This window comes from Streptomyces sp., assembly GCF_031178505.1.
GTDB classification, from domain to species: Bacteria; Actinomycetota; Actinomycetes; order Streptomycetales; family Streptomycetaceae; genus Streptomyces; species Streptomyces gulbargensis.
On sequence record NZ_JAPSIW010000483.1, the window covers coordinates 1 to 5,537 of the forward strand.

A 5,537-nucleotide genomic window follows, 5' to 3' on the forward strand; every position below is an offset into this window, starting at 1 on the left:
CTGAACCTGCTGCCGGTTCCGGGGCTCGACGGCTACGGGGTGCTGGAGCCCTGGCTGTCGTACAAGGTGCGGCGGCAGGTCGAGCCGTACGCGCCGTACGGCTTCTTCGTGGTGATCGCCCTGCTGTTCGTCCCGGCGGTCAACGCGGCCTTCTTCGACGCGATCGACGCGCTGATGCGGGGCCTCGGGGTGCCGGAGCTGACCCGGTACTGCGGCTCGCAGCTGTTCCGCTTCTGGACGGACGCCCCGGAGTTCTGCGAGGTCTGACCCCGTGGGCCCCGGCGCTACGCCCCGGCCTTCGCGCGGCGGATGTAGTACCAGGCCATGTTGGAGGAGAGGCCCGCGAGGAGCACCCACACGATGCCGAGGAAGCTGCCCTGGACGAAGGAGACCACGGCCGCTGCGACGGCCAGGGCGCAGACGACGAGGGCGTAGAGAGCGAGGCGGGGCATGGGGGTCGGCTCCTGTCGGGTACCGGTGCGTACGGCTGGTGGTGCCCGTCCAGTGTCCCCCATGCCCCGAAGCGTCCGGACTCGGCCTCCGTCCGGGGGCGGTCCCGGCTCAGACGTCGGTGATCCGCAGGCCCGCGTGCGCCTTGTAGCGGCGGTTGACGGAGATCAGGTTGGCGACCAGGGACTCCACCTGGTGGGCGTTGCGCAGGCGGCCGGCGAAGACGCCGCGCATGCCGGGGACGCGCCCGGCGAGGGCCTGGACGATCTCCACGTCGGCGCGCTCCTCGCCGAGGACCATCACGTCGGTGTCGATCTCCTCGACGGTGCTGTCCTGGAGGAGGACGGCGGAGAGGTGGTGGAAGGCCGCGGTCACCCGGGAGTCCGGGAGCAGGGCCGCGGCCTGCTCGGCGGCGGAGCCCTCCTCGGGCTTGAGGGCGTAGGCGCCCTTCTTGTCGAAGCCGAGCGGGTTGACGCAGTCGACGACGAGCTTGCCGGTGAGTTCCCCGCGGAGGGACTCCAGGGTCCTGGCGTGCCCGTCCCAGGGCACGGCGACGATGACGACGTCGCTGCGGCGGGCGCACTCGGCGTTGTCGGCGCCCTCGACGCCGAGGCCGATCCCGGCCGCCACCTCCCGGGCGCGCTCCGCGGCGCGGGAGCCGAGGACGACCTTCTGGCCGGCCTTGGCGAACCGGTAGGCGAGGCCGCGGCCCTGTTCGCCGGTGCCGCCGAGGACGCCGACGACGAGGCCGGAGACGTCGGGAAGGTCCCAGGGGTCCTTGGGGGCCTTCCGGGGCTCGGTGGCCGCCGGGGGGGCCACGGGGGCGGCGGTCAGGGGTGCCGGGGAGGCCGAGGGGTCCAGGGGTTCCGTCGTGGAAGTCATGGCCCCGACATTACCGACCGGTCGGGTGGGCCGGGCCTTGCCCGTACGGGTGGATCCACCGGCAACGGGCCACGCGCGGGCGCCGCCTGGTGCAGGATGCGGCCCCATGGATGCCGTTCGGGTCGCGTTGCTGCGGGAGGTGCTCGCCGGGACGGAGTGGCCGCGGGCCGCCCGCCGGTTCGCCGGCGCCCTGCGTGCCTCGGTCGTACCGCACCGGGGCGGGCTGCTGCTGGTGGGCACGGAGGAGTACGAGCCCTGGCACCTGGCCGCGCACCTGGTGGACGAGTCGGCCTGGTCGGGGCTGCCGGAGCTGGCCCCGACGCTGGTGCGGCACCGGGTGCGGCCGGGCGATCCGGCGCATCTGGCGGTCGGTCTCGGCCGGCTCGCGGCGGCCGGGCGGGGGTCGACGGTGCTCCTGGTGGCGCCGGATCGGCCGGACGGCGGGCTGCTCCAGCGCGTGCACGACGCCCGCCGGGCGGGGGCGACGGTGCTGGCCCTGGACGGCGGGGACGCGGAGGTGCGGGGGCTCGCGCACGAGGAGCTCACCGTCGCGGAGGGCGCGGAGGTGGACCTGGACACCGTGCAGCACCTGGTGAGCGCGGCGGCAGGGGAGAACAGCCTGCCGTCGCCGCGCGGCCGTCGCCGGTTCGCCGACCGGCTGGCCCGGCTCGCGGACCGGCTGACGGCCCCTCCCCCGCCCCGCTGGTGAGCCGGCCCCGGGCAGCGGGGCGTACCGGGTAATTCGGTTGCCGGGCGGCGCGGGGCGGACGGAGCATGTCCCCTCGTGTTCTCCAAGCTCTCCGCCGTGCTGCCCGACCTGGCGCCGTGGCGCGCCTCGCGCGACTTCCGGCTGCTGTGGGTCCAGGGGCTCGTCACCTACTTCAGCAGCGCCACGGCGATGATCGCGCTGCCGCTGCAGATCAAGGAGCTGACGGGCTCGCCGCTCGCGGTCGGCGCGATGGGCGCGGTCGAGCTGGTGCCGCTGGTGGTGTTCGGCCTGTACGGCGGGGCGCTCGCCGACGCGGTCGACCGGCGGAAGGTGATCCTCGGGACAGAGGCGGGGCTCGGTCTGCTGGCCCTGCTGCTGTTCCTGAACGCCCTCCTGCCGGAGCCGATGCTGTGGCCGCTGTACGTGGTGGCGGCCGGGGTCTCGGCGCTGGCCGGGCTCCAGCGGCCCGCCCTGGACTCGCTGCTCGCCCGGATCGTGCCGCACGAGCACCAGACGGCGGCGGCGGCGCTGAACTCGCTGCGGTGGCAGTTGGGCGCCGTCGCGGGGCCGGCGATCGCGGGTCTGGTGGTGGCGTACGCGGGTCACGCCCCCGCCTACGCCCTGACGGCGGCCGGTTTCGCGCTCTCGGTGCTGCTCTGCCGCCGGCTGTCGCCCGCGCCGCCCGCGCACGACGCCGACAAGCCCTCGCTGCGGGGCATCGCCGAGGGGGCACGCTACGCCTGGTCGCGGCCGGTGCTGCTCGGGACGTACGCGGTGGACCTGGCCGCGATGTTCTTCGCCTTCCCGAACACGATCTTCCCGTTCCTCGCGGACGAGCTGGACGCGGACTGGGCGCTGGGCCTGATGTACGCGGCGGGCTCGGTGGGCTCGCTGGTCCTGGGTCTGACCAGCGGCTGGACGTCGCGGGTACGGCGCCACGGCCTGCTGGTGGTCTTCGGCGCGGCGGCCTGGGGCGCGGCGATCGCGGCGGCCGGCTGGTTCGGGAACATCTGGCTGGTGCTGCTCTGCCTGGCGTGCGCGGGCGCCGGCGACATGCTGAGCGGTCTGGGCCGCTCGACCATCTGGAACCAGACCGTCCCGGAGGAGCTGCGCGGCCGGCTGGCGGGCATCGAGGTGCTCTCCTACAGCGTGGGCCCGCAGCTGGGCCAGGTCCGGGCGGGCGCGATGGCCGGCTGGACCGGCACCCGGCCGGCGGTCTGGTCGGGCGGCCTGGCCTGTGTGGCCTCCGTGGGCCTGCTCTGCCTGGCGCTGCCGAAGCTCCTCACGTACGACTCCGAGACGGACGAGGACTCGCTCGCCCGCAGGGCCGCCCAGCGGGAGGCCGCCGCGCGGACGGGCGCGGTGCCTCCGGGCCGGGACACGGCCGGGTCGGGGACCACCGAAGCCGGCTGAGCCCTCGCGTCCCTCACCGGCCGGCCGGGTCGCCGAGGACGTACTCCATGTCCTTCCGCCGGGAGACGCACCCGGCCCGGGCGGCGCGCGTCGTGGCCGGGGCCTCCTCCTCGCCGGCGCCGGCGAGGAGGAGGCCCCGGGCCGTCCTGAAGGCGGCCCTAGTCCGGGTTCTCGTCCTTCGCGGCGGTGTCGTGCCAGCGGGGGTCCGTCTCCCACTCCAGGTTCCGCTCGCGGGCGGTCTCCAGGGCGTGGGTGGCCTCCTCCCGGCTCGGATACGGGCCGAAACGGTTCTTCGCCGGGCACTCGGGGCCTTCCTCGACCTTCTTGTGCTCCAGGCAGTAGAACCATTCGCCCGGCTTTCCGGCGGTGCGCTTCTTGAACAGGGCCATCGTCGGGGGCTCCTTCCTCCGAGACCATGCTGCCCCACCCGTGGTCGTTAGACTCGCTGGCATGTCTGGCCAGTCGCTTCTCGTACCGGGGGAGCTCTCCCCCCACCGCTCCGTCCCCGGCTCCATCCGCCGCCCCGAGTACGTGGGGAAGCCCGCCCCGGCCCCGTACACGGGGCCCGAGGTGCAGGATTCCGACACCATCGAGCGGATGCGGATCGCCGGCCGCATCGCCGCGCAGGCGATGGAGGAGGCCGCCAAGCACATCGCCCCGGGCGTCACCACCGACGAGCTCGACCGGGTCGCGCACGAGTTCATGTGCGACCACGGCGCCTACCCGTCGACGCTGGGCTACCGCGGCTTCCCGAAGTCGCTGTGCGCGTCGGTCAACGAGGTCATCTGCCACGGCATCCCGGACTCCACGGTGCTGCGGGACGGCGACATCGTGAACCTGGACGTCACCGCCTACATCCACGGCGTGCACGGCGACAACAACGCCACCTACCTCTGCGGCGACGTGGACGAGGAGTCGCGGCTGCTGGTGGAGCGGACCCGGGAGTCCCTGAACCGCGCCATCAAGGCCGTCAAGCCGGGCCGCCAGATCAACATCATCGGCCGGGTCATCGAGTCGTACGCCAAGCGCTTCGGCTACGGCGTCGTGCGGGACTTCACCGGGCACGGCATCAACTCGTCCTTCCACTCCGGCCTGATCGTGCCGCACTACGACTCCCCGCACCACACCACGGTCATCAAGCCGGGCATGACCTTCACGATCGAGCCGATGCTGACCCTCGGCACCCACGAGTACGACATGTGGGAGGACGGCTGGACCGTGGTGACCAAGGACCGGAAGCGGACGGCGCAGTTCGAGCACACCCTCGTGGTGACCGAGAACGGGGCCGAAATTCTCACGTTGCCCTGAGCCCGCGAGCGGGTAGCGTCTTACCGACAGGACGTCGGGAACCATTGACTTAGGTATGCCCTAAGTAGGCAGGATCGTCATCGGTTCCCGTCCCATCGGTCCCGGAGGCCCGCCTTGGACACGCCTTTCTCCACGCTCATCCGCACGGCGTCGCACGAGCAGCACACGGAGGCGGAGACGTCGTCCTTCATGACCGACCTCATGGGCGGGCGCCTGGGCGTGGACGCCTACGCGCGCTACACGGAGCAGCTCTGGTTCGTCTACCGCGCCCTGGAGGAGGGCGCGGAGGCGCTGCGCGAGGACCCGGTCGCCGGGCCGTTCGTGCGGCCGGAGCTGTTCCGTACGGCCGCCCTGGAGCGGGACCTCACCCATCTGCGGGGCCCCGGCTGGCGCTCCCGCGCCTCCGCGCTGCCGGCCACCGCCGCGTACGCCGAGCGGGTCGCCGCGTGCGCACGCGACTGGCCGGGTGGTTATGTGGCCCACCACTACACGCGTTACCTCGGCGACCTGTCGGGCGGTCAGATCATCCGCGACAAGGCCGAGCGGACCTGGGGCTTCGCCCGCAAGGGCGACGGCGTGCGGTTCTACGTCTTCGAGGAGATCGGCAACCCGGCCGCGTTCAAGCGGGCCTACCGGGAGCTGCTCGACGGGGTGGACGCCGACGACCTGGAGAAGCAGCGGATCGTGGACGAGTGCCGGCGCGCCTTCGCCTTCAACACGGCCGTCTTCCGCGAGCTGGGGGCCGAGTTCCCGCTCAGCGCGTGAAGCGGCGGGG

Annotated in this window: 7 protein-coding genes and 1 pseudogene; 5 read left to right on the forward strand and 3 right to left on the reverse strand. The window is 73.4% G+C overall.

Going from position 1 to position 5,537, the window contains the following annotated elements:
- Positions 1-267 (forward strand): annotated as a pseudogene (locus tag RIF68_RS25835) (site-2 protease family protein); the annotation flags it as partial.
- Positions 268-284: 17 nt separating this feature from the next.
- On the opposite strand, the gene RIF68_RS25840 reads toward RIF68_RS25835, so the two are convergent.
- Together RIF68_RS25840 and npdG are read right to left on the reverse strand one after the other, a co-directional pair.
- A complete protein-coding gene (locus RIF68_RS25840; protein ID WP_309053701.1) occupies positions 285-515 on the reverse strand; it encodes a hypothetical protein in 231 nt (76 codons plus the stop codon).
- A gap of 46 nt (positions 516-561) precedes the next feature.
- Complete coding sequence (gene npdG, locus RIF68_RS25845) at positions 562-1,332, reverse strand: NADPH-dependent F420 reductase (RefSeq protein WP_309053702.1); 771 nt, start codon at positions 1,330-1,332, stop codon at positions 562-564.
- A 106-nt stretch (positions 1,333-1,438) separates the two neighbouring features.
- Here npdG and RIF68_RS25850 point away from each other — a divergent pair, with 106 nt between their 5' ends.
- A complete protein-coding gene (locus RIF68_RS25850) occupies positions 1,439-2,041 on the forward strand; it encodes a hypothetical protein (protein WP_309053703.1) in 603 nt (200 codons plus the stop codon).
- A gap of 75 nt (positions 2,042-2,116) precedes the next feature.
- A complete protein-coding gene (locus tag RIF68_RS25855) occupies positions 2,117-3,454 on the forward strand; it encodes an MFS transporter (RefSeq protein WP_309053704.1) in 1,338 nt (445 codons plus the stop codon).
- 158 nt (positions 3,455-3,612) lie between these two features.
- On the opposite strand, the gene RIF68_RS25860 is transcribed toward RIF68_RS25855, so the two are convergent.
- Entirely contained in the window at positions 3,613-3,843 is a 231-nt protein-coding gene (locus RIF68_RS25860) for a hypothetical protein (RefSeq protein WP_309053705.1), read from the reverse strand.
- 61 nt (positions 3,844-3,904) lie between these two features.
- On the opposite strand from RIF68_RS25860, the gene map reads away from it, so the two are divergent.
- The gene (gene map / locus RIF68_RS25865) at positions 3,905-4,762 is read left to right on the forward strand and encodes a type I methionyl aminopeptidase (protein WP_309053706.1); all 858 of its coding nucleotides are present in this window, start codon (positions 3,905-3,907) and stop codon (positions 4,760-4,762) included.
- Between the two features lie 114 nt (positions 4,763-4,876).
- Complete coding sequence (locus RIF68_RS25870) at positions 4,877-5,527, forward strand: biliverdin-producing heme oxygenase (protein WP_309053707.1); 651 nt, start codon at positions 4,877-4,879, stop codon at positions 5,525-5,527.
- Positions 5,528-5,537: the final 10 nt, after the last annotated feature.